The 26,609-nt window shown below is 41.6% G+C and carries 28 protein-coding genes; 21 read left to right on the forward strand and 7 right to left on the reverse strand.

The window, feature by feature from the left end; genetic code table 11:
• Window position 1: 1 nt before the first annotated feature.
• From HT685_RS05610 to yidD, 11 genes are all read left to right on the forward strand, one after another.
• On the forward strand, window positions 2-805 hold the full coding sequence (locus tag HT685_RS05610) for an ATP-binding cassette domain-containing protein (RefSeq protein ID WP_000157661.1): 804 nt from the start codon (window positions 2-4) through the stop codon (window positions 803-805).
• A 303-nt stretch (window positions 806-1,108) separates the two neighbouring features.
• Window positions 1,109-1,357 carry a YneF family protein gene (locus tag HT685_RS05615; protein WP_000364990.1) on the forward strand — a complete coding sequence of 83 codons (249 nt, stop codon included), beginning with the start codon at window positions 1,109-1,111 and terminating at the stop codon, window positions 1,355-1,357.
• A 198-nt stretch (window positions 1,358-1,555) separates the two neighbouring features.
• Complete coding sequence (gene racE, locus HT685_RS05620) at window positions 1,556-2,350, forward strand: glutamate racemase (protein ID WP_173226060.1); 795 nt, start codon at window positions 1,556-1,558, stop codon at window positions 2,348-2,350.
• Complete coding sequence (locus HT685_RS05625) at window positions 2,347-3,318, forward strand: nucleoside-triphosphate diphosphatase (RefSeq protein ID WP_173226062.1); 972 nt, start codon at window positions 2,347-2,349, stop codon at window positions 3,316-3,318. Before racE ends, HT685_RS05625 begins: the two co-directional genes overlap by 4 nt.
• Window positions 3,294-3,815 carry a metallophosphoesterase gene (locus HT685_RS05630; RefSeq protein WP_173226064.1) on the forward strand — a complete coding sequence of 174 codons (522 nt, stop codon included), beginning with the start codon at window positions 3,294-3,296 and terminating at the stop codon, window positions 3,813-3,815. Before HT685_RS05625 ends, HT685_RS05630 begins: the two co-directional genes overlap by 25 nt.
• Window positions 3,812-4,273 (forward strand): cyclic-di-AMP-binding protein CbpB, encoded by a 462-nt coding sequence (cbpB, locus tag HT685_RS05635; protein ID WP_020903098.1) that lies wholly within the window; start codon window positions 3,812-3,814, stop codon window positions 4,271-4,273. The genes HT685_RS05630 and cbpB overlap by 4 nt, the downstream gene beginning before the upstream one ends.
• Complete coding sequence (gene xerD, locus HT685_RS05640) at window positions 4,270-5,004, forward strand: site-specific tyrosine recombinase XerD (protein WP_345789534.1); 735 nt, start codon at window positions 4,270-4,272, stop codon at window positions 5,002-5,004. Before cbpB ends, xerD begins: the two co-directional genes overlap by 4 nt.
• Window positions 5,004-5,732, forward strand: a complete 729-nt coding sequence (locus HT685_RS05645; RefSeq protein WP_125447803.1) for a segregation/condensation protein A — start codon at window positions 5,004-5,006, stop codon at window positions 5,730-5,732. Before xerD ends, HT685_RS05645 begins: the two co-directional genes overlap by 1 nt.
• Before the next feature lie 18 nt (window positions 5,733-5,750).
• Complete coding sequence (gene scpB / locus HT685_RS05650) at window positions 5,751-6,320, forward strand: SMC-Scp complex subunit ScpB (protein WP_020903100.1); 570 nt, start codon at window positions 5,751-5,753, stop codon at window positions 6,318-6,320.
• Window positions 6,307-7,029 (forward strand): pseudouridine synthase, encoded by a 723-nt coding sequence (locus tag HT685_RS05655; RefSeq protein WP_001222228.1) that lies wholly within the window; start codon window positions 6,307-6,309, stop codon window positions 7,027-7,029. Before scpB ends, HT685_RS05655 begins: the two co-directional genes overlap by 14 nt.
• Window positions 7,029-7,271 carry a membrane protein insertion efficiency factor YidD gene (yidD, locus tag HT685_RS05660; protein ID WP_173251419.1) on the forward strand — a complete coding sequence of 81 codons (243 nt, stop codon included), beginning with the start codon at window positions 7,029-7,031 and terminating at the stop codon, window positions 7,269-7,271. The genes HT685_RS05655 and yidD overlap by 1 nt, the downstream gene beginning before the upstream one ends.
• Window positions 7,272-7,381: 110 nt before the next feature.
• On the opposite strand, the gene HT685_RS05665 is transcribed toward yidD, so the two are convergent.
• The 5 genes from HT685_RS05665 to galE all read right to left on the reverse strand — a co-directional run bounded on the left by HT685_RS05665 (window position 7,382) and on the right by galE (window position 12,239).
• On the reverse strand, window positions 7,382-8,347 hold the full coding sequence (locus HT685_RS05665; RefSeq protein ID WP_173251417.1) for a siderophore ABC transporter substrate-binding protein: 966 nt from the start codon (window positions 8,345-8,347) through the stop codon (window positions 7,382-7,384).
• Between the two features lie 95 nt (window positions 8,348-8,442).
• Window positions 8,443-9,195, reverse strand: coding sequence for an ATP-binding cassette domain-containing protein (locus tag HT685_RS05670; RefSeq protein ID WP_173278963.1), 753 nt, complete (start codon window positions 9,193-9,195; stop codon window positions 8,443-8,445).
• Entirely contained in the window at window positions 9,192-10,148 is a 957-nt protein-coding gene (locus HT685_RS05675; RefSeq protein ID WP_173278964.1) for an iron chelate uptake ABC transporter family permease subunit, read from the reverse strand. The genes HT685_RS05670 and HT685_RS05675 overlap by 4 nt, the downstream gene beginning before the upstream one ends.
• Entirely contained in the window at window positions 10,138-11,097 is a 960-nt protein-coding gene (locus tag HT685_RS05680; RefSeq protein ID WP_173278965.1) for an ABC transporter permease, read from the reverse strand. The genes HT685_RS05675 and HT685_RS05680 overlap by 11 nt, the downstream gene beginning before the upstream one ends.
• Window positions 11,098-11,240: 143 nt before the next feature.
• Window positions 11,241-12,239 carry a UDP-glucose 4-epimerase GalE gene (galE, locus tag HT685_RS05685; RefSeq protein ID WP_173278966.1) on the reverse strand — a complete coding sequence of 333 codons (999 nt, stop codon included), beginning with the start codon at window positions 12,237-12,239 and terminating at the stop codon, window positions 11,241-11,243.
• A 294-nt stretch (window positions 12,240-12,533) separates the two neighbouring features.
• On the opposite strand from galE, the gene pepA reads away from it, so the two are divergent.
• Complete coding sequence (pepA, locus tag HT685_RS05690; RefSeq protein WP_173278967.1) at window positions 12,534-13,598, forward strand: glutamyl aminopeptidase; 1,065 nt, start codon at window positions 12,534-12,536, stop codon at window positions 13,596-13,598.
• A gap of 21 nt (window positions 13,599-13,619) precedes the next feature.
• The gene (locus HT685_RS05695; protein ID WP_173226078.1) at window positions 13,620-13,916 is read left to right on the forward strand and encodes a bacteriocin immunity protein; all 297 of its coding nucleotides are present in this window, start codon (window positions 13,620-13,622) and stop codon (window positions 13,914-13,916) included.
• A gap of 99 nt (window positions 13,917-14,015) precedes the next feature.
• Here HT685_RS05695 and HT685_RS05700 read toward each other — a convergent pair whose 3' ends face one another.
• Window positions 14,016-15,647 carry a Na/Pi cotransporter family protein gene (locus HT685_RS05700; protein WP_173226080.1) on the reverse strand — a complete coding sequence of 544 codons (1,632 nt, stop codon included), beginning with the start codon at window positions 15,645-15,647 and terminating at the stop codon, window positions 14,016-14,018.
• A gap of 303 nt (window positions 15,648-15,950) precedes the next feature.
• Between HT685_RS05700 and HT685_RS05705 the strand changes: the two genes are divergently transcribed.
• The 6 genes from HT685_RS05705 to glnA all read left to right on the forward strand — a co-directional run bounded on the left by HT685_RS05705 (window position 15,951) and on the right by glnA (window position 25,069).
• A complete protein-coding gene (locus tag HT685_RS05705) occupies window positions 15,951-20,966 on the forward strand; it encodes a bacterial Ig-like domain-containing protein (RefSeq protein WP_173278968.1) in 5,016 nt (1,671 codons plus the stop codon).
• A gap of 89 nt (window positions 20,967-21,055) precedes the next feature.
• A complete protein-coding gene (locus HT685_RS05710) occupies window positions 21,056-22,252 on the forward strand; it encodes a phosphoglycerate kinase (RefSeq protein ID WP_001096743.1) in 1,197 nt (398 codons plus the stop codon).
• Between the two features lie 77 nt (window positions 22,253-22,329).
• Entirely contained in the window at window positions 22,330-22,590 is a 261-nt protein-coding gene (locus HT685_RS05715; RefSeq protein ID WP_172922495.1) for a hypothetical protein, read from the forward strand.
• Window positions 22,591-22,725: 135 nt separating this feature from the next.
• Window positions 22,726-23,253, forward strand: coding sequence for an aromatic acid exporter family protein (locus HT685_RS05720; protein ID WP_023937102.1), 528 nt, complete (start codon window positions 22,726-22,728; stop codon window positions 23,251-23,253).
• 76 nt (window positions 23,254-23,329) lie between these two features.
• Complete coding sequence (glnR, locus tag HT685_RS05725) at window positions 23,330-23,686, forward strand: transcriptional repressor GlnR (RefSeq protein WP_000659547.1); 357 nt, start codon at window positions 23,330-23,332, stop codon at window positions 23,684-23,686.
• A 36-nt stretch (window positions 23,687-23,722) separates the two neighbouring features.
• Entirely contained in the window at window positions 23,723-25,069 is a 1,347-nt protein-coding gene (gene glnA, locus HT685_RS05730) for a type I glutamate--ammonia ligase (RefSeq protein WP_050261078.1), read from the forward strand.
• A 95-nt stretch (window positions 25,070-25,164) separates the two neighbouring features.
• Here glnA and HT685_RS05735 read toward each other — a convergent pair whose 3' ends face one another.
• A complete protein-coding gene (locus HT685_RS05735) occupies window positions 25,165-25,284 on the reverse strand; it encodes a glutamine synthetase (RefSeq protein ID WP_137995524.1) in 120 nt (39 codons plus the stop codon).
• On the opposite strand from HT685_RS05735, the gene HT685_RS10120 reads away from it, so the two are divergent.
• Both HT685_RS10120 and HT685_RS05745 read left to right on the forward strand, forming a co-directional pair.
• A complete protein-coding gene (locus HT685_RS10120; protein ID WP_000410533.1) occupies window positions 25,249-25,398 on the forward strand; it encodes a hypothetical protein in 150 nt (49 codons plus the stop codon). The two genes, HT685_RS05735 and HT685_RS10120, sit on opposite strands and share 36 nt — an antisense overlap.
• Window positions 25,399-25,921: 523 nt before the next feature.
• Window positions 25,922-26,609: restriction endonuclease subunit S (locus HT685_RS05745; RefSeq protein ID WP_240148749.1), on the forward strand; the 688-nt coding region annotated here is incomplete at its 3' end.

The raw sequence follows: 26,609 nt of genomic DNA on the forward strand, positions 1-26,609 counted from the left end.
TATGGCAAGTTTGTTAACACTTGAAAATATTCACAAAACATTTGAAGCAGGGACGGTCAATGAGAACCATGTCCTCAAAGGATTAGACTTAGAGGTTGAAGAGGGAGATTTTATCTCTGTAATCGGTGGAAATGGAGCAGGGAAATCCACTTTGATGAATATCTTGGCTGGCAATCTATCGGTGGATGAAGGGGACCTTTTATTGGCAGGGAAATCCATTAAAAATCTGAGTGTAAGAAAGAGAGCTAAGGATATTGCCCGTGTTTTTCAAGATCCTAAGATGGGAACAGCTTCTCGTTTGACAATTGAGGAGAATATGGCTATTGCCTTGAGACGCGGGCAGAAGAGAGGGCTTGGTTGGGGCGTGAAGGAGAAGGATAGAATCCAGTTCCAAGAGGCCTTGAAGGAGTTGAATATTGGTCTTGAAAACCGCTTAAAAGTAGATACTCAATATCTCTCAGGAGGACAAAGACAGGCCTTGACCCTAGTCATGGCAGCCTTGGTGAAACCTAAGCTCTTGTTGTTGGATGAACACACTGCGGCACTTGATCCGAAAACTAGTCAAATGGTAATGGATTTGACGCAAAAGATTGTGGAACACCATCAGTTGACGACTTTGATGATTACCCACGATATGAACCATGCTATTGAGTACGGCAATCGTCTCATTATGCTCTATCAAGGCAAGATAGTGGTGGATGTAAAAGGAGAAGAGAAAAAGCATCTGACAGTCGAAGATCTCATGCATCTATTCCAGAAAAATAGTGGCCAGAGTCTAGTCAGTGATGAATTGGTTTTGGGATAAATAAAAAGGCTGAGATCCAGTGTCTCAGTCTTTTATTAGTACAAATGGATAGGCAGAAATATGAAATTGATACTCTTCTAAAATCACTTCAAACCACGTTAGCTCTATCTGCAACCTTAAAACAGTGCTTTGAGCAACCTGNNTGATTTTCATTGAGTACAAACTCAGCAAGGAACCCTCTTTCGTAGAAAAGCAGGGCTCTTTTTGCTGTCTATTCCCTCCCTGAAAGCGTAAAACAAACTAGTCAGGGTGGCTAGTTTGTGGTATAATGAAAGAGACTCAAAAAGAAACAGGAGAAAAATGATGGATTTACTATTAGCAATTGTATTGATTGTGCTAGCTTTTCTAGGAGGAGCTCTTGGAGGAATGTACTTGGTTCGTAAGCAAATTGAAAAAGAATTCGCTGACAACCCACGTTTGAATGCTGAAGCAGTTCGTACTCTTTTGAGTGCAAATGGTCAAAAACCAAGCGAAGCTAAGGTACAACAAGTATACCACCAAATCATCCGCCAACAAAAGGCCGCCCTTGCTAACAATAAAAAGAAAAAATAAATAAGGAAAAGTCTGGGATGAAAGTTCCAGACTTCTCACTATGTTGGTTATGTTTAGGGATGAGACTTTTTCCTTGCATTCTATTGATATTTGATTATGATTAAGAGAGATAGTTATTGATTAGGCTGTCATTCAGTTCATAAGGATCAATAATCATAATGAACTATCAATCAGAAAAAAGACTAGAAAGAAGACTGTATGGATAATCGACCAATTGGTTTTTTGGATTCGGGTGTCGGGGGCTTGACCGTTGTGCGCGAGCTCATGCGCCAACTTCCCCATGAAGAAATCGTCTATATTGGAGATTCGGCACGGGCGCCCTATGGTCCCCGTCCTGCTGAGCAAATTCGTGAATATACTTGGCAGTTGATCAACTTTCTCTTGACCAAGGATGTCAAAATGATTGTCATTGCTTGTAATACTGCAACTGCGGTCGTCTGGGAAGAAATCAAGGCTCAACTAGATATTCCCGTCCTAGGTGTGATTTTGCCAGGAGCTTCGGCAGCTATCAAGTCCAGTCAAGGTGGGAAAATCGGAGTGATTGGAACACCCATGACGGTACAATCAGACATCTACCGTCAGAAAATCCATGATTTGGATCCGGACTTACAGGTGGAGAGTTTGGCCTGTCCCAAGTTTGCTCCCTTGGTGGAGTCTGGTGCCCTGTCAACCAGTGTCACCAAGAAAGTGGTCTATGAAACCCTGCGTCCCTTGGTTGGAAAGGTGGATAGCCTGATTTTGGGTTGTACCCATTATCCACTGCTCAGACCTATTATTCAAAATGTCATGGGACCCAAGGTTCAGCTCATTGATAGTGGGGCAGAGTGCGTACGGGACATCTCAGTCTTACTCAATTATTTTGAAATCAATCGTGGTCGCGATGCTGGACCACTCCATCACCGTTTTTACACAACAGCCAGCAGCCAAAGTTTTGCACAAATTGGTGAAGAATGGCTGGAAAAAGAGATTCATGTGGAGCATGTAGAATTATGACAAATAAAATTTATGAATATAAGGATGAACAGGACTGGTATGTCGGGTCCTATGGTATTTTTGGTGGCGTCCGGACGTTGACGGATGATGACTTGGATTTTCCTCTATTGGAGTTTGCCCAAAGATTTCGAGATGAGGATCGAGGTTTTCCTGTTTCTGTTACTGTTTTACGCTATGGTTCTCTCTATCGTTTGTTCTCCTTTGTGGTAGATATCCTCAACCAAGAAATGGGACGAAACTTGGAAGTTATTCAACGTCAGGGTGCTCTGCTCTTGGTTGAAAATGGGCAACTCCTGCATGTAGAATTGCCTAAAGAAGGGGTCAATATTCATGATTTCTTTGAGACAAACAAGGTCAGAGAAACCTTATTGATTGCGACTCGAAACGAAGGCAAGACCAAGGAATTTCGAGCTATCTTTGACAAGCTAGGCTACGATGTGGAAAATCTTAATGACTACCCTGACTTACCTGAAGTAGCAGAAACAGGTATGACCTTCGAAGAAAATGCCCGCCTCAAGGCAGAAACCATTTCCAAATTAACGGGCAAGATGGTTCTGGCAGATGATTCTGGACTCAAAGTCGATGTCCTAGGCGGCTTGCCAGGTGTCTGGTCAGCTCGTTTCGCAGGAGTGGGAGCTACTGACCGTGAAAATAATGCTAAACTCTTGCACGAGTTGGCCATGGTCTTTGAACTCAAAGACCGCTCGGCTCAATTCCATACAACCCTAGTCGTAGCCAGCCCAAACAAGGAAAGTTTAGTTGTTGAGGCTGACTGGCCAGGCTACATTAACTTTGAACCTAAGGGTGAAAATGGCTTTGGCTACGATCCCCTTTTCCTAGTGGGAGAGACAGGCAAATCATCAGCTGAGTTAACCCTTGAAGAAAAAAATAGCCAATCTCACCGTGCCTTAGCCGTTAAGAAACTTTTGGAGGTATTTCCATCATGGCAAAGCAAACCATCATTGTAATGAGCGATTCTCATGGCGATAGCTTGATTGTGGAAGAAATCCGTGATCGCTATGTGGGCAAAGTTGATGCCGTTTTTCATAATGGCGATTCTGAACTGCGTCCTGATTCTCCCCTTTGGGAAGGCATCCGTGTTGTTAAAGGGAATATGGATTTCTATGCAGGTTACCCAGAACGTTTGGTGACTGAGCTTGGTTCGACCAAGATTATCCAAACCCATGGTCACTTGTTTGACATTAATTTCAAATTTCAAAAGTTGGACTACTGGGCTCAGGAGGAAGAGGCTGATATCTGCCTTTATGGTCACTTGCATGTGCCAAGCGCTTGGATGGAAGGAAAGACTCTTTTTCTAAATCCAGGTTCTATCAGTCAACCACGTGGGACCATCAGAGAGTGTCTCTATGCTCGTGTGGAGATTGATGACAGTTATTTTAAAGTGGACTTTTTGACACGAGCCCATGAGGTGTATCCGGGCTTGTCCAAGGAGTTTAGCCGATGATTGCCAAGGAGTTTGAGACTTTCTTATTGGGGCAAGAAGAAACTTTTTTGACTCCTGCTAAAAATCTAGCTGTGTTGATTGATACTCACAATGCGGATCATGCGACCCTCTTGCTCAGTCAGATGACCTATACCCGTGTTCCTGTTGTAACAGATGAAAAACAGTTTGTTGGGACGATTGGGCTCAGAGATATTATGGCTTATCAGATGGAGCATGACTTGAGTCAAGAAATCATGGCGGATACGGATATTGTTCATATGACGAGAACGGACGTAGCGGTCGTCTCGCCTGATTTTACCATTACGGAGGTTTTGCACAAGCTGGTAGATGAGTCCTTCTTGCCGGTTGTGGATGCGTCTGGTATTTTCCAAGGAATTATCACGCGCAAGTCTATCCTCAAGGCAGTCAATGCCCTCTTGCATGACTTTAGTAAGGAATATGAGATTCGATGCAAATGAGAGACAGGATTTCAGCCTTTTTAGAAGAAAAGCAGGGCTTATCTGCCAATTCCAAGCAGTCCTATAAGTATGATCTGGAGCAATTTTTAGACGTAGTGGGCGAGCGGATTTCTGAGACTAGTCTCAAGATTTACCAAGCCCAGCTAGCCAATCTAAAAATCAGCGCCCAGAAGCGAAAGATTTCGGCCTGTAACCAATTTCTCTACTTTCTCTATCAAAAAGGAGAAGTGGACAGCTTTTATCGTTTGGAATTAGCCAAACAAGCTGAAAAGAAGACCGAAAAGCCAGAACTGTTAGACCTAGACTCTTTTTGGCAGGAAAGCGACGTTCCAGAGGGGCGTTTACTGGCTCTACTTATCTTGGAAATGGGGCTCTTGCCGAGTGAGATTTTAGCCCTTAAGGTTGCGGACGTCAATCTGGACTTTCAAGTGTTGCGAATCAAGAAGGCTTCCCAACAGAGAATTGTCACCATTCCCACGACCTTGCTGTCAGAGTTGGAACCCTTGATGGGGCAGACCTATCTTTTTGAAAGGGGAGGGAAAGCCTATTCTCGTCAGTGGGCCTTTCGTCAGCTAGAATCCTTTGTCAAGGAGAAAGGTTTCCCAGCCTTATCAGCTCAAGCCTTGCGGGAACAGTTCATTCTACGACAAATTGAAAAGAAGGTCGATTTGTACGAAATTGCAAAAAAATTAGGATTAAAAACAGTCCTGACCTTAGAAAAATATAGATAATGGATATTAAATTAAAAGATTTTGAAGGGCCCCTGGATTTGCTCTTGCACCTGGTTTCTAAGTACCAGATGGATATCTATGATGTGCCCATTACGGAAGTCATCGAACAGTATCTAGCCTATGTCTCAACTCTGCAGGCCATGCGTCTGGAAGTGACGGGTGAGTATATGGTTATGGCCAGTCAGCTCATGTTGATCAAGAGCCGCAAGCTCTTGCCAAAGGTAGCAGAAGTGACAGACTTGGAGGATGACCTAGAGCAGGATCTTCTCTCTCAAATCGAAGAATACCGCAAGTTCAAGCTCTTGGGGGAGCACTTGGAAGCCAAGCACCAAGAACGGGCTCAGCACTATTCCAAAGCGCCGACAGAGTTGATTTACGAAGATGCGGAGCTTGTTCATGACAAGACGACCATTGACCTCTTTTTGGCTTTTTCAAATATCCTAGCCAAGAAAAAAGAGGAGTTTACACAGAATCACACGACTATCCTGCGGGATGAGTATAAGATTGAGGACATGATGGTTATCGTAAAAGAGTCCTTGACTGGACGAGATCAATTGCGCTTGCAGGATTTGTTCAAGGAAGCCCAGAATCTCCAAGAGGTCATTACCCTCTTTTTGGCAACCCTAGAGTTAATCAAAACCCAGGAACTAATCCTCGTGCAAGAGGAAAGTTTCGGAGATATTTATCTCATGGAAAAGAAGGAAGAAAGTCAAGTGGCCCAAAGCTAGACTTGATAGAGAGGAAAGATGAGTACTTTAGCAAAAATAGAAGCGCTCTTGTTTGTAGCGGGTGAAGATGGGATTAGAGTCCGCCAGTTAGCTGAACTCCTCTCTCTGCCACCGACAGGCATCCAACAGAGTTTAGAAAAATTAGCCCAGAAGTATGAAAAGGACCCAGATTCCAGTTTGGCTCTGATTGAGACAGGGGGCGCTTATAGATTGGTGACCAAGCCTCAGTTTTCAGAGATTTTGAAGGAATACTCTAAGGCACCTATCAACCAGAGTTTATCTCGGGCTGCCCTTGAGACCTTGTCCATTATTGCCTACAAACAGCCCATCACACGGATAGAGATTGATGCCATCCGTGGGGTCAACTCGAGTGGGGCTTTGGCAAAGTTGCAGGCCTTTGACTTGATACGAGAAGACGGGAAAAAAGAAGTGTTGGGTCGTCCCAACCTCTATGTGACTACGGATTATTTCCTAGATTACATGGGGATAAACCATTTAGAAGAATTACCAGTGATTGATGAGCTTGAGATTCAAGCCCAAGAAAGCCAATTATTTGGTGAAAGGATAGAAGAAGATGAGAATCAATAAGTATATTGCCCACGCAGGTGTGGCCAGTAGGAGAAAAGCAGAAGAGCTGATCAAGCAAGGTTTGGTGACGGTTAACGGTCAAGTGGTACGTGAACTAGCAACCACTATCAAGTCAGGCGACAAGGTTGAAGTTGAAGGTCAACCTATCTACAACGAAGAAAAGGTCTATTATCTGCTTAACAAACCACGCGGTGTCATTTCCAGTGTGACAGATGACAAGGGCCGCAAGACGGTAGTCGACCTCTTGCCTAATGTAAAAGAGCGCATTTACCCAGTTGGACGTTTGGACTGGGATACATCAGGAGTCTTGATTTTGACCAATGATGGGGATTTTACGGATGAGATGATTCACCCTCGTAATGAGATTGACAAGGTTTATGTCGCGCGTGTTAAAGGTGTGGCCAATAAGGACAATCTTCGTCCCTTGACCCGTGGACTTGAGATTGATGGCAAGAAAACCAAGCCGGCTGTCTATGAGATTCTCAAAGTGGACCCAGTTAAAAACCGCTCTGTGGTGCAGTTAACTATCCATGAAGGGCGTAATCACCAGGTTAAAAAGATGTTTGAAGCTGTTGGTCTCCAAGTAGATAAGTTGTCTCGGACCCGTTTTGGACATCTAGACTTGACAGGTCTTCGTCCAGGTGAATCGCGTCGCCTTAACAAAAAAGAAATCAGCCAACTACACACAATGGCTGTAACCAAGAAATAATGAAACGAATTTTAATAGCGCCTGTGCGCTTTTACCAACGTTTTCTCTCACCAGCCTTTCCACCCTCTTGTCGCTTTGAGCCGACTTGTTCAAACTATATGATTCAGGCTATTGAAAAACATGGCTTCAAGGGTGTTTTGATGGGCTTGGCTCGGATTTTACATTGCCATCCTTGGTCGAAACCAGGCAAGGACCCCGTACCGGATCATTTTTCCCTTAAACGGAATCAAGAAGAAAAATGAGGCTAGGTAAAAATATTTTAGTGAAATGATAAAAACGCATCCTATCAGGTTTGAGTGAGCTTGATAGGATGCGTTTTATCATGTAAAGATGTGATTGAGTTTAAAGTAGCTTATTTCAAGGCTTTTTGTGCGTCTTCAATCATGAGTTTTGTTGATTCAAGTCCGCCTCCGCTTAGATACCAGAGGTCTGGTGTGAGTTGGATAATTTTACCATTTTTAGCGGCAGGAGTTTCAGCGATGAGGGCATTTTCTAGGACGCCGTCGTTGCTTGAGTTGTCCCCACCGATGGCAAGGGTACGGTTGATGACAAAAAGGATGTCAGGATTGATTTCTTTGACACTTTCAAAGCTGACTTCTTGTCCGTGGCGAGAATCTTCAAATTGAGTATCAGTTGGCTTGAATTTCAAAGTTTGATACAAGAAAGAGAAACGAGATTGGGCACCAAAGGCAGCCATTTTTCCTTCGTTGAGGAGGATGGCAAGGGCTTTTTTGTCAGAACTTTCATTTTTAGTTGCGACTTCTTGGATGCTCTTGTCTAGCTTGGCCAATTCTTCCTTGGCTTTCTGTGTACCAGTTTCACCAAAGGCGCTTGCTAGGGATTCGATATTAGCCTTGGTAGAAGTCCAGTAGTCATCTTTGCCTGCTTGGAATAGAACAGTCGGAGCGATTTCGTTGAACTTATCTACGAATTTTTGGGTACGTGGTGAAGCGATAATTAGGTCTGGTTCAAGAGCAGCAAGGGCTTCTAGGTCTGGCTCAACCATAGAACCAACATTTTTAACTTTTCCAGCTAGATCTTTTAGATAAGTCGGAACAGTTTTTGTAGGCATTCCGACGATATTCTTTTCAAAACCTAAAGCGCGAATAGTATCCGCAGCACCGAGGTCAAAGGTCACAATCTTTTCAGGGACTTTTGAAAGTGTGACTACACCTAGTGAACTTTTAATGGTTACCTCTGTTGGAGCAGAGCTACTTGACTCCGTCTTACTAGTGCTTGAGTTTGTACTACATGCACCAAGTAGGAGCAAGAAGCTGGCCGCTAGGGCAGTGAGATAAAGTTTAAGGGATGTTTTCATAATTTCTCCTTTTTAAAATGTGATAACGATTTAGGGAGTCTCTAGGTTTTATTGACTAAGAGACTGAAAGTTCTCTAACTTGAGCTTCTATGTTACTAGCTATAGATACAAATCTTTTTGCCATTGATACCAGCTAGCGTGATAGGAATCTCATATAGTTGACTGAGCAGGTCAGCCTGCATGATTTGATCGGTTCTTCCCTTGCTAAAGACTTGACCGTCCTTGAAGGCGACAATTTCATCCGCATACTGGCTGGCCATGTTGATATCGTGGAGAACGATGATAATGGTCTTTCCGAGTTCCTCCACCAGTCGCTTGAGAATCTGCATCATGCTGACGCTTTGCTTGATATCGAGATTGTTGAGTGGTTCGTCTAGCAAGATAAAGTCTGTATCCTGGGCCAGTACCATAGCGATAAAGACCCGTTGGAGCTGGCCTCCAGACAGGCTATCGATGTAACGGTCTTTTAAGTTGGTCAGTTCTAGATAGGTCAGGGTTTCTCGGATTTTTTCCCAATCTTCTGGTCTCAGTCGACCTCGACTGTAAGGAAAACGTCCAAAACTGACCAGTTCTTCAACAGTCAATTTGGCTTGGTAATTGATTTTCTGCTTTAGGATAGTCAGTTCTTGAGCCAGTTCTTGTGAATTCCAACTCTCGATTTCACGACCTTTGATACTGAGAATTCCCTGATCCTTCTTGGTAAGTCTGCTCATGATGGAGAGGAGAGTCGATTTTCCAGCACCATTTGGACCAATGAAGGCTGTCAGTTTCTGAGGACTGACCTCAAGCGAAATGCCTTGCAAAATATCCTGTTTTTGAATGGATTTGTCAATGTTTTCCAGTTTCACTGACGCGCCCTCCTGTATAGTAAGATAAAGAATAAGAGACCACCTACGCTCTCGATGATCATGCTGATGCGAATTTCCAGTGCAAAGACTCGTTCAATCAGGGCCTGCCCCAAGGTCAAGCTAATAAATCCAACCAGAATGGCTACGATAAAGAGTAACTTGTGCCGATAGTCTTTGACAATCAGGTAGGTGAGGTTAGTCAGCATAAAGCCGAAGAAGGCCATAGGCCCTACCAAGGCAGTGGCCGTTGAGGTCAAAAGCACGATGCCCCAGAGGAGTTCTTTCTGTTCTTTTTCAACATCGAGTCCCAATATCTGAGCCGTTTCTCTTTGTAGGTGCAAGACATCCAGAATGACTGCTTTTCGAAAGAAAAAGATGGTCAAAGCGAGGATGATTAGAGAACCGATGGCTAGGATGGAAGTGTTGAGATGTTGAAAGGAGGCAAAGAGACTGTTCTGCAGTTTATCGTATTCGTTTGGATCCATCAGGACCTGAAGGAAGGTACTGATATTTCGAAAGAGACTTCCGAGTGCTAGACAGATTAGCAGGATGAAGACCAGGTCGTGTTTTATCAGTGTCTTCAAGTAGCCTTGCAAGGCAAGAAAGAAGAGGGATTGAAGCAGAAGCAAAACTAGGAATTCTAAGATAGGGGACTTGCCAAGTTGAAGAAACTTGCTTTCAAAAATCAGTAGTAGGGTTTGCAGTAGGACGTAGAAGGATTCGATTCCTAAAATACTAGGTGTCAGGAAGCGATTTTCCGTCAGGGTTTGAAAACTAATGGTCGAAATCCCAGTCGCGATAGCTACCAAGAGATAAACGATGATTTTTTGGGAACGCAACTTCCAAGCAAAGGCTGACAAGTGAGTGATGGGCCAAAAGTAGAGAAGACAAGCTCCGATGGCAAGAATAATGATAATCCAGAAGAGCTTAGTATGTTTGCTTTTAGACTGCATCTTTTCGTCCCCCTCTCCAGAGAAGTAGGATAAAGACGAGGCTACCAATGATTCCTAGTAGAAGACTGACAGACAGCTCATAGGGTCGAATCAGAACTCGGGATAGGATATCGCAAACCAGAACTAAATTGGCACCGACCAGTGCGACGATGAGTTTGGTTTGACTTAGATTATCTCCATAGTGCTTGCGAACAAGATTGGGAACGATGACCCCGAGAAATGGCAAGCCACCCACAGTAATCATGGTAACACTAGTCGTTAGCGCCACCAGAAAGAGGGCCAGTTTTTCAAGCAGGGAGTAGGAAATCCCCAAACTTTCGCTGGTTTCTTTCCCTAAATTCATGATGGTAAAGGTTTGGGATAATTTCCAAACGACTATCAGGATAATGAGCCCTAAGAAGAGCCACTCATACTGATGGGTCTGAATCATGGAGAAGGAGCCCTGGGTCCAGGCGGTCATACTCTGAACCAGATTGAAACGGTAGGCGATAACTTCTGTCACAGAACCGATAATTCCACTATAGATGATCCCAATCAGAGGCAACATCCATCTTTCCTTTATAGTAAAAATGGTCATAAAGGCTAGGAAGAAGAGGGTAAATACGATGGATGAAACAAAAGCAAAGAGCATCTTTTGGGTCAGACTAGCAGACGGAAAGACAAAGAGGCTCAGTACCATTCCCAGTTTGGCAGCTTCAGTGGTTCCAACTGTACTCGGAGCAGCAAACTGATTTTGAGTGATGGTCTGCATGAGCAGTCCGGCCATACTCATACTAGAGGCGGTCAGAAGAATGCTGATAGTTCTTGGAAGACGGGACTCCTGAAAGAGAAGCCAGGTCTGCTGGTCGAAAGCAAAGAGCTTTTCCCATGAAAAATCACTGGTCCCAATGCTAATAGAGAGAAAGATTAGGAGTAGAAGTAAGCCAATTAAATAATGAGAAAGTTTCATACCCCATCCTTTCAAATAGATTTGGTATCGAAAGATACCCGCGGATATTACTGTAACACGATTTCTTTAATCTGTCAATAAATTTTCTGACAATTTAATGAATAAAACAAGGAGAGAGCGCCAAGGCTTTCTCCTTTGTTATCCTATTCCAAAATGTTTTTGCCTTCTTTAACACGCCAACGATAATCTGATAAAATAATATCTTCGAGGGAGTAGCTAGCCTTCCAATCAAGATATTTTTTAGCTTTTGATGCGTCTGCTAGGACGCTAGCTGGGTCACCAGCACGGCGAGCAACAATTTCGTGTGGTATTTTTTGATTCAGTAATTCTTCAGCAGTTTTAAAGATTTCTTTGACGGTATAGCCTTTTTCAGTTCCTAAGTTAAAGATTTGAGAAGAACTGTCTTCTTGAAATAGGTAGTTCATTCCTTTAACATGAGCCTGTGCAAGATCCAAGACATGAATGTAATCTCGAATACATGAACCATCACGTGTATCGTAGTCATCTCCAAATATTTTCAGGCGATCATTTTGTCCCAATGCGGTCTTGTTGATATTTGGAATGATATGAGTTGGATTTTTCACGCGCAGACCGTTTGAAGCATCCATTTCAGCCCCAGCAACATTAAAGTAACGGAAAATGACATATTTCCAATCGTAGCGATTGGCCATCCAGTAAATCATTCGTTCACCCATCAGTTTTGTTTCTGCATAAGGGTTGACAGGGTCGAGCAGGGTATCTTCAGTTGCCGGCTTGTCAATACAGTTATTACCATAGAGGGAAGCAGTCGAAGAGAACATGATTTTTTGAATGCCAACTTCAGATAAGACTTTGAGAACTTGGTTCATACCAGCAACATTGGCAGTGAAGTATTTACTTGGATTTTCAATACTTTCGCTCACAACAATTTCACCTGCACAATGAAGAACAGCATCAATCTGATTTTCTTCTAAGTAAGCTTTTAGGGCACTAGCATCATAAACATCCAGTTGTTTAAAGCTAGCACGACTATCTACAGCCGCTCGATTTCCTGTAGAGAGATTATCTAGAACATGTACCTGATAGCCAGCATTTAAAAGAGCTTTAACGGTATGGGAGCCAATGTAGCCAGCTCCACCTGTGACAAGAATTGTTTTGGTCATGATTTTTTCCTTTTCCTAGTTTTGTACTATTTTAAAGAAATAAGAAGGCAAAGTCAACTATTTTCTGCAAATTTCATGAAAAAACTGAACAAATATAGCATTGGATTGTTTTTTATTTGGGAATTAATAGTTTGGTTGGTCTTGGAATAGTTCTTAGATTTCACCTCACATGCAAGAAAATACAAGCTTTTTCTAAGATAGAGCAGGACTAAGATACTAATTTGGAAATCCACCTTCCCGCTATCCTTCTCCTATAAAAAGTGGTAAAATGGATGAAAGAAAGAAGGAACTGAAATGACAACATTATTTTCAAAAATCAAAGAAGTAACAGAACTTGCTGCGATCTCAGGTCATGAAGCGCCTGTCCGTGCTTATCTTCGTGAAAAGTTAACACCGCACGTGGATGAAGTGGTGACAGATGGCTTGGGTGGTATTTTCGGAATTAAACATTCAGAAGCTGCAGATGCACCGCGTGTCTTGGTCGCTTCTCACATGGATGAAGTTGGTTTTATGGTCAGCGAAATCAAGCCAGATGGTACCTTCCGTGTGGTAGAAATCGGTGGTTGGAATCCTATGGTGGTTAGCAGCCAACGTTTCAAACTCTTGACTCGTGACGGTCGTGAAATTCCTGTGATTTCGGGTTCTGTCCCTCCACATTTGACTCGTGGAAAGGGTGGACCAACCATGCCTGCTATTGCAGATATCGTCTTTGATGGCGGTTTTGCGGATAAGGCTGAGGCAGAAAGCTTTGGCATCCGTCCTGGCGACACCATTGTCCCAGATAGTTCCGCTATCTTGACAGCCAATGAAAAAAATATCATCTCAAAAGCTTGGGACAACCGCTACGGTGTTCTCATGGTGAGCGAGTTGGCGGAAGCTCTTTCAGGTCAAAAACTGGGAAATGAACTCTATCTTGGCTCTAACGTCCAAGAAGAGGTTGGTCTCCGTGGTGCTCATACTTCCACAACCAAGTTTGACCCAGAAGTCTTCCTCGCAGTTGACTGTTCACCAGCAGGTGATGTCTACGGTGGTCAAGGTAAGATTGGAGATGGAACCTTGATTCGTTTCTATGATCCAGGTCACTTGCTTCTCCCAGGAATGAAGGATTTCCTTTTGACAACAGCTGAAGAAACGGGTATCAAGTACCAATACTACTGTGGTAAAGGCGGAACAGACGCTGGCGCAGCTCATCTGAAAAATGGTGGTGTCCCATCAACAACAATCGGAGTCTGTGCTCGTTATATCCATTCTCACCAAACCCTCTACGCTATGGATGACTTCCTAGAAGCTCAAGCTTTCTTGCAAGCCTTGGTGAAAAAATTGGATCGTTCAACGGTTGATTTGATTAAAAATTATTAAACCATAAGGGAGGTGGTAGGGATGGTAGAACCAAACTTAGAAAGCCTTATAAAAGATCTTTACAATCATGCTCGTCATGATTTGAGTGAAGATTTAGTTGCTGCTCTCCTAGAGACTGCTAAAAAACTGCCTACTACAAATGAGCAATTGCTGGCAGTTCGTCTCTCAGGTCTGGTCAATCGTGAATTGCTCAAGAATCCCAAACATCCGGCACCTGAGTTGCTCAACTTGGCTCGTTTTATCAAGAGAGAAGAAGCCAAGTACAGAGGAACTGCGGCTTCTGCCCTTATGTACGGGGAGTTCTTTAAAATGCTTTGATTCCATTGTGGATCAAAGTATTTTTCTATATGGTAGAAAAAATTCTTACTTAGGAAAAAGCAAAAAGCCATCCAATTATGATGGATAGCTTCTTGGTTCTTAGATTTGTTCTGCAAAAACCTTTTCAGCAAGGTTCATAGCGTGGTCTGATACACGAGTATAGTGGGAGATGATGTCGATAAAGTTTACCCCAGCTTGTGTTGAACATTCGCCCTTGTTGAGGCGTTTGATGTGGGTTTTTCTGAGAACACGCTCTATGTTATTGATTGCTTCATGACGTTCTACAAGACTGCGTGCTTTTTCAATATCATTGTTTTCCACACTATCCAGAGCATCTTTGATAAAGTCACTAGTTTGACGATAAACTTCCTCTAATTCTTTCAAGGCAGCATCAGAAAATTCAACATTTTTACGTTGAAGATAGTCAGTTAGATTGAGTAGAGCCTCCGCGTGGTCTCCAATCCGTTCCAAATCACGGGAGGAATCAAGGATATTGGTGAGCACTTCGCTTTCTTTTTGACTGAGAGCTTCGCTTGAAAGGGCAATGAGATAACGTGTTAATTGCTCATCGATGGTGTTAATGGCTTCTTCGGTTTTATGCCCTTTTTCAGCAATTTTTTCATCCAAGTCAATGATATACTTATAGGAAAGGTCAAAGGCTTTAGCAGCGTAGTTTCCTAAGTGCAAGAGCTCTTTCTTAGCATTTCCGAGAGCGATAGATGGGGCTTGTTTGATGAAGTGTTCATCAAGATATAAGGGTTCGTATTTGACAACCTCGTCCTCTCCAGGAATAATCTTGGTTACAAAGTAAGCCAGAGCTCCGATAAATGGAAATTGGACAATGGTATTGGTAATATTAAAGGTTCCATGAGCAAAGGCGATGGTCATTTCCGGTGCTAGATTTAGCGTAGATTCAAACCAATGAATCAAGCCAGTGAAAGGTACAAGGAAGACAATACAGATAACCGTACCAATCACGTTAAAGGCGACATGGGCACCTGCTACCCGTTTAGCTGCAATATTAGCACCTAAAGAGGCAATGATGGCTGTAATGGTTGTCCCGATATTGTCACCAAATAGAACTGGCAAAGCTCCTTGCAGGTCAATGAGGTTGCTGGCGTAGAGGTTTTGTAAAATCCCGATGGTAGCCGAGGAAGCTTGAATCAGTAAGGTCAAGCCGGTACCGACAAAGACACCCAAAACAGGATTCTTACTTAGCTCAATCATATAGTCTTTAAAGACCTGTAAATCTTTGAGTGGAGCCATTGCGCCACTCATGAGATTGAGGGCAAAAAAGATACCACCGACACCAAAGAGGATGCGTCCGATATTATTGACTGTCCGATTTTTTGTAAAGAAGAGGCAGACAGCACCGATAAAGAGCATAGGCAGGGCATAGTCACCTAGTTTAAACCCAATAAGAAAGGATGTGACTGTTGTCCCAATATTAGCCCCCATGACAATCCCGATAGCCTGACGTAAGGTTAGGAGACCGGCACTGACCAGACCGACTGTGATAACTGTTACACCAGAACTAGACTGAATTAGAGCAGTCATCCCAATACCAACCAGAACTCCAAAGAAAGGATTACTAGTATATTTGTCAATGTAAAAACGAAGGCGATCTCCAGCAGCTTGTTGCAAACCGTCTCCCATGGTCTTGATACTATATAAGAATAGTCCCAGACCACCTAAAAAGTGAAATAAAATTTCCTGCCAATTAATGGACATTTCTTTTTCCTCCGAAAAATAATAACGGAATTTCTCCTATTCTATTTTAAAGGATAAAAGTAAATCTAACAAGTGTTAAGCTAAGATTTTAGAAAGAAAATTCGTGAGAAAAGGCCTTAATTATATTAATTTTACCAATTTCTAACCTAGATATAGATATTTCCTTTTATATATTGACATTTAAAAGAAATATTTTAAAATTAGGGAGAAATTATCTTAATCCCTGTGATTGGGATAAAAATTTTACGAAGAAAGTTAAGCGCTTTCTTTAAAATAATAAAATCAATCTTTTAGGAGGAGAAAATGAAGAATTCATTTTTTGAAAGACGTTGTCGGTACAGTATTCGTAAGTTATCAGTAGGAGCCTGCTCGCTGATGATTGGGGCTGTTTTATTTGCTGGTCCAGCCTTGGCAGAAGAAACTGCAGTTCCTGAAAATAATGGAGCCAATACAGAGCTTGTTTCAGGAGAGAGTGAGCATCCAACTAATGAAGCTGACAAGCAGCATGAAGGAGAACATGCTAGAGAAAATAAGCCAGAAAAGGCAGAAGGAGTAGCGACATCATCTGAAACTGCTTCGCCAGCAAGCAATGAAGCTGCAACTACTGAAACTGCAGAAGCAGCTAGCGCAGCTAAACCAGAGGAAAAAGCAAGTGAGGTGGCTGCAGAAACACCATCTGCAGAAGCAAAACCTAAGTCTGAAAAGGAAATAGAAGCAAAGCCTGAAGCAACTAGCCAAGGGGATGAGTCTAAGCCAGCAGCAGAAGCTAATAAGACTGAAAAAGAAGTCCAGCCAGATGTCTCTAAAAATACAGAAAAAACATTAAAACCAAAGGAAATCAAATTTAATTCTTGGGAAGATTTGTTGAAATGGGAACCAGGGGCTCGTGAAGATGATGCTATTAACCGCGGATCTGTTGCCCTCGCTTCACGTCGGACAGGTCATTTGGTCAATGAAAAAGCTAGTAAGGAAGCAAAAGTTCAAGCCTTATCAAATACCAATTCTAAAGCAAAAGACCACGCTTCTGTTGGTGGAGAAGAGTTCAAGGCCTATGCTTTTGACTATTGGCAATATCTAGATTCAATGGTCTTCTGGGAAGGTCTCGTACCAACTCCTGACGTTATTGATGCAGGTCACCGTAACGGGGTGCCTGTATATGGTACACTCTTCTTTAACTGGTCTAATAGTATTGCTGATCAAGAAAAATTTGCTGAAGCTTTGAAGCAAGACGCAGATGGTAGCTTCCCAATTGCCCGTAAATTGGTGGATATGGCCAAGTATTATGGCTATGATGGCTATTTCATCAACCAAGAAACAACTGGGGATTTGGTTGAACCTCTTGGAGAAAAGATGCGCCAGTTTATGCTCTATACCAAGGAATATGCTGCTAAGGTAAACCATCCAATCAAGTATTCTTGGTACGATGCTATGACCTATAACTATGGACGTTACCACCAAGATGGTTTGGGAGAATACAACTACCAATTCATGCAACCTGAAGGAGATAAGGTTCCAGCAGATAACTTCTTTGCTAACTTTAACTGGGATAAGGCTAAAAATGATTACACTATTACAACTGCCAACTGGATTGGCCGTAATCCTTATGATGTATTTGCAGGATTGGAATTGCAACAGGGTGGTTCCTACAAGACCAAGGTTAAGTGGAATGACATTTTAGATGAAAATGGGAAATTACGCCTTTCTCTTGGTTTGTTCGCCCCAAATACCATTACAAGTTTAGGAAAAACTGGTGAAGATTATCATAAGAATGAAGATATCTTCTTTACAGGTTATCAAGGAGACCCTACTGGCCAAAAACCAGGTGACAAAGATTGGTATGGGATTGCTAACCTAGTTGCGGACCGTACGCCAGCAGTAGGTAATACTTTTACTACTTCTTTTAATACAGGACATGGTAGAAAGTGGTTCGTAGATGGTAAGGTTTCTAAGGATTCTGAGTGGAATTACCGTTCAGTTTCAGGTGTTCTTCCAACATGGCGCTGGTGGCAAAAATCAACTGGTGATAAGTTGAAAGCAAGCTATGATTTTGAAGATGCTTATAATGGTGGAACTTCTCTCAAATTTGCAGGTGATCTTTCAGGTGCGACCAAGCAAGATGTTAATTTGTACTCTACTCGCTTGAAGGTGACAGATACCACCAAATTGCATGTTGCCCACAAAGGAGGCAAAGGAACCAAGGTTTATGTAGAATTTGCAACCAAGAAAGATTATACCTACGGTGATGAAGCTGCTCGTAAAGAATTGACAGTTTCAGATAACTGGACTACCGATGATTTTGATTTGAGTGCCTTGGCAGGTAAAACAATTTACGGTATTAAACTCTATTTTGAAAATGATAAAGACCTAAAAGGTTATCAATTTAACCTGGGGCAATTGACCATCAGCAATAATCAAGATGCTCCTCAGGCACCAACCACAGTAGCTGTAGCCAAACAAGTCCTTAAAAATGCCCAAGAAGCGGAAGCAGTTGTACAATTTACTGGTCATAAAGATGCTGATTTCTATGAAGTCTATGAAAAGGATGGCGATGCTTGGCGCCTATTGACAGGTTCATCTGCAACTACGATCTACCTACCAAAAGTTAGCCGCTCAGCAAGTGCTCAGGGTACAACTCAAGAACTGAAGGTTGTAGCAGTCGGTAAAAATGGGGTTCGTTCAGAAGCAGCAACTACAAACTTTGAGTGGGGGATGACTGTCCAAGACACAAGTCTTCCAAGACCTCTAGCAGAAAACATCGTTCCAGGGGCTACTGTTATCGGAAGTACCTTCCCAGATACAGAAGGTGGAGAAGGTATTGAAGGTATGTTGAATGGTACCATTACCAGTCTTTCAGACAAGTGGTCTTCTGGACAGTTAAGTGGTAGTGTGGATATTCGTTTGACCCAGCCGCGTACAGTTGTTAGATGGGTAATGGACCATGCTGGAGCTGGTGGAGAATCTGTAAACGACGGTTTGATGAACACCAAAGACTTTGACCTTTATTATAAAGATGCGGATGGTCAATGGAAGTTGGCTAAGGAAGTCCGTGGCAATAAAGCTCATGTTACAGATATTACCCTTGACAAGCCTATCACAGCTCAAGATTGGCGCTTGAATGTTGTCACTTCTGACAATGGAACTCCATGGAAGGCTATTCGTATCTATAACTGGAAAATGTATGAAAAGCTTGATACTGAGAGTGTCAATATTCCGATGGCCAAGGCTGCAGCCCGTTCTCTAGGTAATAACAAGGTACAAGTTGGTTTTGCGGATGTACCAGCTGGAGCAACCATTACCGTTTATGACAATCCAAATTCTCAAACTCCGCTTGCAACCTTGAAGAGCGAAGTTGGAGGAGACCTAGCAAGTGCACCATTGGATTTGACAAATCAATCTGGTCTTCTGTACTATCGTACCCAGTTTCCAGGCAAGGAAATTAGTAATGTCCTAGCGGTTTCCGTTCCAAAAGATGACAGAAGAATCAAGTCAGTCAGCCTAGAAACAGGACCTAAGAAAACAAGCTACGCCGAAGGGGAGGATTTGGACCTTAGAGGTGGTGTTCTTCGAGTTCAGTATGAAGGAGGAGCTGAGGACGAACTCATTCGCCTAACTCACGCGGGTGTATCAGTATCAGGTTTTGATACGCATCATAAGGGAGAACAAAATCTTACTTTACAATATTTGGGGCAACCGGTACATGCTAATTTGTCAGTGACTGTTACTAGTCAAGATGAAGCAAGTCCGAAAACTATTTTGAGAATTGAAGTAAGTCAGGAACCGAAAAAAGATTACCTAGTTGGTGATAGCTTAGACTTGTCTGAAGGACGCTTTGCAGTGGCTTATAGCAATGACACCATGGAAGAACATTCTTTTACTGATGAGGGAGTTGAAATTTCTGGTTACGATGCTCAAAAGACTGGTCGTCAAACCTTGACGCTTCGTTACCAAGGTCATAAAGTCAACTTTGATGTTTTGGTATCTCCAAAAGCAGCATTGAACGATGAGTACCTTAAACAAAAATTAGCAGAAGTTGAAGCGGCTAAGAACAAGGTGGTCTATAACTTTGCTTCACCAGAAATAAAAGAAGCCTTCTTGAAAGCAATTGAAGCGGCTGAGCAAGTGTTGAAAGACCATGAAACTAGCACCCAAGATCAGGCTAATGACCGACTTAATAAATTGACAGAAGCTCATAAAGCTCTGAATGGTCAAGAGAAATTTAAGGAAGAAAAGACAGAACTCGATCGCTTAACAGGTGAGGCTCAAGAACTCTTGGATGCCAAACCAAACCATCCTTCAGGTTCTGCCCTAGCTCCTCTTCTTGAGAAAAACAAGGCCTTGGTTGAAAAAGTAGATTTGAGTTCAGAAGAGCTTGCAACAGCGAAACAGAGTCTGAAAGATCTGGTTGCCTTATTGAAAGAAGACAAGCCAGCAGTCTTTTCTGATAGTAAAACAGGTGTTGAAGTACACTTCTCAAATAAAGAGAAGACTATCATCAAGGGCTTGAAAGTAGAGCGTGTTCAAGCAAGTGCTGAAGAGAAGAAATACTTTGCTGGAGAAGATGCTCATGTCTTTGAAATAGAAGGTCTAGATGAAAAAGGCCAAGACGTTGATCTCTCTTACGCTTCTATTGTGAAAATTCCAATTGAAAAAGATAAGAAAGTGAAGAGAGTATTCTTCTTACCTGAAGGCAAAGAGGCAGTAGAATTGGCTTTTGAACAAACGGATAGTCATGTCATCTTTACAGCACCACACTTTACTCATTATGCCTTTGTTTATGAATCTGCTGAAAAACCACGAGTAGAATCTAATGGTGCAAATGACCTTGTTACTATCTCAACTAAACCAGAACAACAAAACACAGTCCTTTCAAAACCTACTAATCAACCTCCTTCTGATAAACAAAAGGCTCCTAAATTGGAAGTTCAAGAGGAAAAGGTTGCTTTTGACCGTCAAGAGCATGAAAATGCTGATATGCTAGTTGGGGAACAACGAGTCATCATACAGGGACGAGATGGTCTGTTGAGACATGTCTTTGAAGTTGATGGGAACGGTCAGCGTCGCCTTCGTTCAACAGAAGTCATCCAAGAGGCGATTCCAGAAATTGTTGAAATTGGAACAAAAGTAAAAACAGAACCAGCAGTAGCGCCTACACAAGAAAAACCAGCCCAAAATACAGCAGTTAAATCAGAAGAAGCAGGCACCCAATTGCCAAATACAGGAACTGCTGATGCCAATGAAGCCCTAATAGCAGGATTGGCAAGCCTTGGTCTTGCTAGTTTAGCCTTGACATTGAAACAGAAAAAAGAAGATGAAGATTAAATATCGAAAAATCTTGTGAAATCTTTCCTTATATTTCCAAAGTGTGATATAATAGTTTCGAATAAAATAAATAAAGGGGTTTTTGTAACATGGCAAAACTTACTGTTAAAGACGTTGACTTGAAAGGTAAAAAAGTCCTCGTTCGTGTTGACTTCAACGTACCATTGAAAGATGGCGTAATCACTAACGACAACCGTATCACAGCAGCTCTTCCAACTATTAAGTACATCATCGAACAAGGTGGACGTGCAATTCTTTTCTCTCACCTTGGACGTGTGAAAGAAGAAGCTGATAAAGCTGGTAAATCACTTGCTCCTGTAGCAGCAGACTTGGCAGCTAAATTGGGCCAAGACGTTGTTTTCCCAGGTGTAACTCGTGGTGCTGAATTGGAAGCAGCGATCAACGCTCTTGAAGATGGACAAGTTCTTTTGGTTGAAAACACTCGTTACGAAGATGTTGACGGCAAGAAAGAATCTAAAAACGATCCTGAACTTGGTAAATACTGGGCATCACTTGGAGATGGTATCTTCGTAAATGATGCATTCGGTACAGCTCACCGTGCACACGCATCTAACGTTGGTATCTCAGCAAACGTTGAAAAAGCAGTTGCTGGTTTCCTTCTTGAAAACGAAATTGCCTATATCCAAGAAGCAGTTGAAACTCCAGAACGTCCATTCGTAGCGATCCTTGGTGGTTCAAAAGTTTCAGACAAGATCGGTGTTATCGAAAACTTGCTTGAAAAAGCTGATAAAGTCCTTATCGGTGGTGGTATGACTTACACATTCTACAAAGCACAAGGTATCGAAATCGGTAACTCACTTGTAGAAGAAGACAAATTGGATGTTGCGAAAGCTCTTCTTGAAAAAGCAAACGGTAAATTGATCTTGCCAGTTGACTCAAAAGAAGCTAACGCATTTGCTGGTTACACTGAAGTGCGTGACACTGAAGGTGAAGCAGTTTCTGAAGGCTTCCTTGGTCTTGACATCGGTCCAAAATCTATCGCTAAATTTGACGAAGCTTTGACTGGTGCCAAAACAGTTGTATGGAACGGACCTATGGGTGTATTTGAAAACCCAGACTTCCAAGCTGGTACAATCGGTGTGATGGACGCTATCGTGAAACAACCAGGCGTTAAATCAATCATCGGTGGTGGTGACTCAGCTGCCGCAGCAATCAACCTTGGTCGTGCAGACAAGTTCTCATGGATCTCTACTGGTGGTGGAGCATCAATGGAACTTCTTGAAGGTAAAGTATTGCCAGGTTTGGCTGCACTTACAGAAAAATAATTTCAGCCCGTTAGTCTCTACAAAATCCTGATTTTGTAGAAAAGGAAGAAAACTGAAACGTTAACAAAAAGGTGGCTATGTCACCTTTTTGTGTTAGTGTAGGTATTTGTGACGCGGTGGTGGGGCATCAATGGAGCTTCTTGAAGGTAATACTCTTCGAAAATCTCTTCAAACCACGTCAACGTCGCCTTGCCGTATATATGTTACTGACTTCGTCAGTTCTATCTACAACCTCAAAGCAGTTCTTTGAGCAACCTGCAGCTAGTTTCCTAGTTTGCTCTTTGATTTTCATTGAGTATAAAGTTCTTCCAGGACTTGCAGCCTTGACAGAAAAATAAGATTTTATAAACAAATCAAAGAAGAGAGGGATGAGAGTTCCTCTTTTCTTTTGCTTAAAATAAAAGAGCTTCCTCGCAACTATTACTCATAAAAATCACCGATTTATGATAAAATGGAAATAGAAAGTTGAGATTATGAGTTATTTTAAAAAATATAAATTCGATAAATCCCAGTTCAAACTTGGTATGCGAACCTTTAAAACAGGAATTGCTGTTTTTCTAGTTCTCTTGATTTTTGGCTTTTTTGGTTGGAAAGGTCTTCAAATCGGTGCTTTGACAGCTGTTTTTAGCCTGAGGGAGAGTTTTGATAAGAGTGTTCATTTTGGGACTTCGCGTATTCTAGGGAATAGTATCGGAGGCCTCTATGCCTTTGTCTTCTTCTTATTAAATACCTTTTTCCACGAAGCCTTTTGGGTAACCTTGGTTGTTGTTCCAATCTGTACCATGTTAACCATTATGACAAATGTAGCCATGAATAACAAAGCGGGGGTTATTGGTGGTGTAGCGGCTATGTTAATCATTACCCTATCGATTCCGAGCGGGGAAACAATTTTGTACGTGTTTGCGCGTGTATCAGAAACGTTTATGGGAGTTTTTGTCGCAATTCTAGTAAATTACGATATTGATCGTATTCGGCTCCTTTTAGAGAAAAAAGAAAAATAATGTTACATTTTATAACATTATCAATTGACGTTTGTCTTTTTTTAGACTATAATAGACAGAAAGAAGGAAATTGTAAATGAAGGAAAAAGAATTTCGCCGAAATATGGCTGTTTTTCCTATCGGCAGTGTTATGAAGTTGACCGATCTATCGGCGCGTCAGATTCGTTATTATGAAGATCAAGAGTTGATCAAACCTGATCGAAACGAAGGGAACCGTCGCATGTATTCCTTGAATGACATGGATCGTCTGCTTGAAATCAAAGATTATATCTCTGAAGGTTATAATATCGCTGCCATTAAGAAAAAATATGCTGAACGTGAAGCGAAATCCAAGAAAGCGGTGAGTCAGACTGAGGTGCGCCGTGCACTTCACAATGAACTCCTCCAACAGGGTCGCTTTGCTTCGGTGCAATCACCTTTTGGTCGCGGTTAAGCAACCGCAAGTAGTCATACATTAAGGAGAAAACTCATGCCAATCACAGCTGCAGATATTCGTCGTGAAGTCAAGGAAAAAAATGTTACCTTTATCCGTCTCATGTTCTCAGATATTTTGGGAACCATGAAAAACGTCGAAATTCCTGCTACAGATGAACAGTTAGATAAAGTCTTGTCAAACAAGGCTATGTTTGATGGATCTTCTATTGAAGGTTTTGTACGTATCAATGAGTCAGATATGTACTTGTACCCTGACTTGGATACATGGACAGTCTTCCCTTGGGGAGATGAAAATGGAAGTGTTGCAGGTTTGATCTGTGATGTCTATACAACAGAAGGTGAACCATTTGCGGGGGACCCTCGTGGCAATTTGAAACGTGCTCTTCGTCACATGGAAGAAGTTGGATTCAAATCCTTCAACCTTGGACCAGAGCCAGAATTTTTCCTATTTAAACTCGATGAAAATGGGGACCCAACACTTGAAGTGAATGACAAGGGTGGCTACTTTGATTTGGCGCCTACTGACCTTGCGGACAACACACGTCGTGAGATTGTGAATGTCTTGACCCAAATGGGATTTGAAGTAGAAGCCAGTCACCACGAGGTTGCGGTTGGACAGCATGAGATTGACTTTAAGTATGATGAAGTTCTCCGTGCTTGTGATAAGATTCAAATCTTTAAACTTGTTGTTAAAACCATTGCTCGCAAACATGGCCTTTACGCAACCTTTATGGCCAAACCAAAATTTGGTATTGCTGGATCAGGTATGCACTGTAATATGTCCTTGTTTGATGCAGAAGGAAATAATGCCTTCTTTGATCCAAATGATCCAAAAGGAATGCAGTTGTCAGAAACGGCCTACCATTTCCTTGGCGGTTTGATCAAGCATGCCTACAACTATACTGCTATCATGAACCCAACGGTTAACTCATACAAACGTTTGGTTCCAGGTTATGAAGCCCCTGTTTACATTGCTTGGGCTGGTCGTAACCGTTCGCCACTTGTACGCGTGCCTGCTTCACGTGGTATGGGAACTCGTCTTGAGTTGCGTTCAGTTGATCCAATGGCAAACCCATATATCGCTATGACAGTTCTTTTGGAAGTTGGTTTGCATGGTATTGAAAATAAAATCGAAGCACCAGCTCCTATCGAAGAAAATATCTACATCATGACAGCAGAAGAGCGCAAGGAAGCTGGTATTACAGACCTTCCATCAACTCTTCACAACGCTTTGAAAGCTTTGACAGAAGATGAAGTTGTCAGAGCGGCTCTTGGAGAACATATCTATACTAGTTTCCTTGAAGCCAAACGAATCGAATGGGCAAGTTATGCAACCTTTGTTTCACAATGGGAAATTGATAATTATTTAGACCTTTACTAATACTAATATAGAAGAAAGATTGCCTGAGGGTAAACAGTCACACAGCAGTCTAAGCTATCAAATACCTATAACCCTTAAAATAGTGATTTCGGTCGCTATTTATTTTTCGCAAAATCCTCTTGACTCTTTTGCGAATTAGATTTATCATCAGACGTGTAGAAGAAAATCAAGGAGTCACTATGGAAAAATTCAATTTCAAAAACAATATCGGGCAAGAAAACAAGTTACTTCAAATCGAAATCTACAAGTTTACTAACTTTTGCAAGCTTCAAAATTACACATCTGTAAATATTTTTTCGAAAGATATATTTGAAGCCATAGTAAATTGAGACTAGAATAGTACACTACATCTGCTAAAAATTTCTAGAAACTAATTTAACTTTCCTAATCGATTTGTTTACATCTTATTTCAATCTACTATATTATCTCAATAAATGATGATGGAGACTGTTTTGTTTGTGCTTGTCGATTTTTGAATCCTGATCGAGCGGAAGAATATTTCTACCGAGGTTGCCAAGGGGAAAATCCTGAAGATATTGAATTTTATGATGAACAATTACAGGCAGAAAAGGTGGAGGTTTTAAGTATTCGATTGGAAGTAAAAAATTGAATTATCTACAATCTCATCAACAATAAACCTATTTCAACCCCATTATCTATAGGCGTATTTTTACGCCTTTTTATATACTTGAAGCACATAAGAAACATTATGGGAAGTTTGCTGATGGAAGTATAAAAGAGTTTAAACATAATATACCTAAAGGATGGGCCATAGTTTATTTACCAGACATTTGTGCATTAGAGGACGGCTCAATAAAAAGAGGTCCTTTTGGTAGTTCTATAACAAAGTCAATGTTTGTTCCGAAAGGAGAACATACATATAAGGTTTATGAACAAGGTAATGCTATAAGAAAAACTATAGATTATGGAGACTATTGGTTAAAAGAGAGTGATTATATACGTTTAAAAAATTTTTCAATAAAAGCAGGAGATATTTTAATATCTTGTGCAGGTACTATTGGAGAAATCTTTCAAATACCTTCAAATTATTATAATGGAGTTATAAATCAAGCATTATTAAAACTTACGTTAAACTCAGATATAATAGATTCACAGTATTTTAAATGGATGTTTACGAGTTTGATTAATACACTAAAAGAGCATTCTATAGGTTCAGCGATAAAAAATTTAGCTTCAATAAAATTTTTAAAATATGAAGTTCCTATGTTATTGCCTCCACTATCCGAACAACAACGAATAGTAGAAGCAATCGAATCAGCTTTAGAAAGAGTAGATGAGTACGCTAAAAGTTATAATAGACTCGAACAGCTAGATAAAGAATTTCCAGATAAACTAAAAAAATCTATTCTTCAATATGCTATGCAAGGAAAATTAGTTGAACAAGACCCAAATGATGAATCAGTCGAAGTTTTACTTGAAAAAATACGAGCAGAAAAACAAAAACTCTTTGAAGAAGGCAAGATTAAAAAGAAAGATTTGGACATTTCTATTGTTTCCCAAGGAGATGATAACTCTTATT

This window comes from Streptococcus sp. 5004 (genome assembly GCF_013276755.1).
Lineage (GTDB): Bacteria > Bacillota > Bacilli > Lactobacillales > Streptococcaceae > Streptococcus.